The sequence below is a fragment of the Craterilacuibacter sp. genome (assembly GCF_051659485.1).
In the GTDB taxonomy this organism is placed as follows: Bacteria; Pseudomonadota; Gammaproteobacteria; order Burkholderiales; family Chromobacteriaceae; genus Craterilacuibacter.
Map to the genome: position 1 here is coordinate 1 of NZ_JBOFOO010000354.1, position 3,018 is coordinate 3,018.

General features: G+C 60.5%; 4 protein-coding genes. All 4 read left to right on the plus strand.

The genetic code is table 11. The annotated features are described in order from the left end of the window. Window positions 1-309 precede the first annotated feature (309 nt). Window positions 310-936 (plus strand): hypothetical protein, encoded by a 627-nt coding sequence (locus ACRC1E_RS12065; protein WP_438515339.1) that lies wholly within the window; start codon window positions 310-312, stop codon window positions 934-936. Then, window positions 923-1,441, plus strand: coding sequence for a hypothetical protein (locus tag ACRC1E_RS12070; RefSeq protein ID WP_438515340.1), 519 nt, complete (start codon window positions 923-925; stop codon window positions 1,439-1,441). Before ACRC1E_RS12065 ends, ACRC1E_RS12070 begins: the two co-directional genes overlap by 14 nt. 47 nt (window positions 1,442-1,488) lie before the next feature. Then, window positions 1,489-2,670, plus strand: coding sequence for a tyrosine-type recombinase/integrase (locus ACRC1E_RS12075; RefSeq protein WP_438515341.1), 1,182 nt, complete (start codon window positions 1,489-1,491; stop codon window positions 2,668-2,670). 189 nt (window positions 2,671-2,859) lie between these two features. Beyond that, window positions 2,860-3,018, plus strand: a 159-nt coding sequence (locus ACRC1E_RS12080; RefSeq protein ID WP_438515342.1) for a helix-turn-helix domain-containing protein, incomplete at its 3' end; no start/stop codon positions are given.

A 3,018-nucleotide genomic window follows, 5' to 3' on the forward strand; every position in this document is an offset into this window, starting at 1 on the left:
CCGGGCTGTTTTCGATTGGAAGGTGGCCGCTGACGGCGTAGCTGCTAAGGCGAAGTGATGGGTGTCGGCCATGGCCTTGTACCGGGGTCGGTTGATGTGTTTTTTGTATAGCGCAATGCGCCATATTGCGCAAATAAAAATGCGTTAATTATTTGCTTTTTGACATTAGCGCCCTAATGTTAAAATAAAATAGGCGCCCGAAAAAAACACGGATTTGTAGTCCCGCCGACCGCCATCGTCGGCAGGCGCTCCGCTGTATTCATCAGGGTTTGCGCGGCCAATTCTTGCACCGGTGGAAGATTTTAAAACATGACGCAGCCCCTCACGCCAGCTGAAAAAACCAGCAGTCAGACCGAAATAAGCGGCATTCCGGGCGTGCCGTCACCGCCGGCATGGTGGCCGCGTGCGTTGAGCAAGGCAGAATTCCGCATTGCCCTGCACCGCAAAGGCTGGACACTGTCGGATGCTGCTTTTGTGTGGGGCATTTCGCTGGCCAGCGCCAGCCGCATCGCCGCCAATCCGCGCCGCACCCGGCACTGGTTGCTGGCGCTGCAAGCCCTGCCCGAGATCGGCCATAGCGAGCGATTGGCACTGCGCGCTGCCCGGCAGCACCTGCAGCCGCCACCAACTCCAAAGCCGGTGCCGGTCACACCCGCCGCAGCCGAACGCGCCAGTGAGGATCTGTGTGCAGAGGTCGAATGCTTCGAGTCCGTGGCCTGCCATCGCGTCTGTGGCATCGCGGAAGAAGGCGATGCCGACGGCTTCATTGCCGAGATTCGGGGGGACGGGCGGCAGTTGGCGTATCGGGTCACCTTTCCCGCTGGCGAAGACTGGTTTCCGCAAACCGACTTTGACCGCTACTTCTACACCACCGGGCGCATATTGAACGCAGCCGAGCGCGCCCACCTCACAGGAGAGGCACATGCCACTGAATAAACCACCCGTAGACACCTATCTGCGCCAGCTTAAAGAGCCATTACCGGGGGTTCTCTTTTCGATTTCACAGCGGGAGCTACAGGCGTGCGAAACGGCGCAACTCGTCGAGCTGTGCCAGAAATTGACCAGCACCCCGGCACTGGCCCGCCAGCATGCCCGCTGCGCCGAACTGTATTTCGAAGGCTACGAGGACGATCCGCGTGTAATTCCGGAAATCCCAGAGTGCCGCGCATGGGTAAGCAAGTTGCTGCAAGAGTGGCCTCCACTGCTGCACATCCTGGAAACGGATTCGGCACTGTTGGCCTTTAATACCGTGTGCCCTGGCCATGTGCGACGGCAAGATGGCCGCATCGAGTTTGTGTCTAAGTCGCGTCAGGACTTTAACGAAACCATTGAACGATTTCTCGGCGCATTGCTAGTGCTGCATACCGAGCGGGGATTTGGTGAAGCTGAAGCGGCACCGATTGCTGACGATTTTATGCGTGGGCTGGGATTTAAGTTGTAATGCGGCAGTGCCCCTCCCGTCCAAGACCAGACCAGCGAGCAGCCGCCATGAACCACGCATTGATCACCCGGGCAGATAGCCTGCCACCGTTGCCGGCGCAACTAGAACAGGTCGGCCACAACCGGACCCGGGACGGGCGCAGCCAGTTGCAGTCGACCAATGACCGCGAGGCGGTGTTTGCCTGGCTGGCCAATGTCGCCGACTCCCCCCACACCCGTGACAGTTATCTGCGCGAAGTCGACCGGCTCTATCGCTGGGCGGCCGACGTGCGCGGCAAACCGCTGTCAGGCCTGCAGCACGAAGACTTCGTGCTTTACCGCCAGTTTCTGGCAGATCCGCAGCCTGCTGCGCGCTGGATCGCAGTGCAACGATATCCCCGCTCGCATCCGGACTGGCGTCCGTTCGCGGGGCCGCTGGGCGAGAGTTCGATCCGGCTGGCCATTTCTATCCTCAATGCCTTGTTCTCGTGGCTGGTCGATGCAGGCTATCTGATGGCGAATCCGCTGGCGCTCAGTCGGAACAAGCGGAGTGGCGGCCAGCGCCGGCTGACCCGGCTACTGGGCAGGGTGCAGATTGATGCGATCTTCGCGTTTCTGGACCAGCAAGCGCAGGACACTGCGGGGCAGCGCACCCACCTGGCTCGGAATCGCTGGCTGCTGACCTTGACCCTGCTGACCGGTTTGCGCATCAGTGAAGTCACCGAGTCCAAAATGCGCCAGATCTATCGTCTGACCGATGCGGATGGACGCGGCTTGTGGTACCTGGATGTCACCGGCAAAGGCAGCAAGGCGCGGCAAGTGCCGGTCAATTCCGAGCTGCTGGCGGCACTATGCAGCTACCGCGAGAGCCTGAACCTGCCGCCGTTGCCAGCCAGTAACGAAACCGGCCCGCTACTGGCTAAAGTGCGCTGTGCACCGGATGCCCCACCGGAACAGCAGCACCTGACGCGACAGGCCTGCCATGTCGTGCTGAAAAACCTGTTCCGGCAGGTGTGCAGCTGGCTGGAACAACAAGGCCGGCAGGAAGACGCGCAGACGCTGGCTGAGGCCTCCGCGCACTGGCTGCGCCATACCGCCGCCTCAATGATGGGTGATGCCGGCCAGTCAGCGCACTCGATCATGGCTACGCTGGGGCATGCGGATCTGGGCACCACCTCGATCTATCTGCACCGCGAGTTGTCGGCAAGGCACAGCGACATGGAGAAACACAGTATCCACCAGAAGGGGTGATTCAGGTAGCGGGTGGCAATTGCCGGTTTCATCCGCGGCCGGCGCATGCAGTGACGCAGCCACTATTTTGACCAGGTGAGCGACAAGCCTCGGGGTTCAGCCCGAGGTCAAGAGCGCGGACGCCGCAGGGGTCTATTAATTTAGCAAATCCACTTGCGCCGTGTTTCGGCAAATCGGTATCGTGGTCGCATGCAACGACTCCAAGCCTATAAATACGAACTCATGCCCAACGGCGAACAGCAGCGCGACATGCGCCGCTTCGCCGGGGCGTGCCGCTTCGTGTTCAATCAAGGCTTGGCTTTGCAGAAGGCTCGTCACGATCAGGGCGAGAAGAAACTGAGCTATGCC

What these genes read in the sequence shown, in the direction of transcription:
- ACRC1E_RS12065 (WP_438515339.1), top strand. Translation starts at nt 310, where the DNA reads ATGACGCAGCCCCTCACGCCAGCTGAAAAAACCAGCAGTCAGACCGAA.
- ACRC1E_RS12070 (WP_438515340.1), top strand. Translation starts at nt 923, where the DNA reads ATGCCACTGAATAAACCACCCGTAGACACCTATCTGCGCCAGCTTAAA.
- ACRC1E_RS12075 (WP_438515341.1), top strand. Translation starts at nt 1,489, where the DNA reads ATGAACCACGCATTGATCACCCGGGCAGATAGCCTGCCACCGTTGCCG.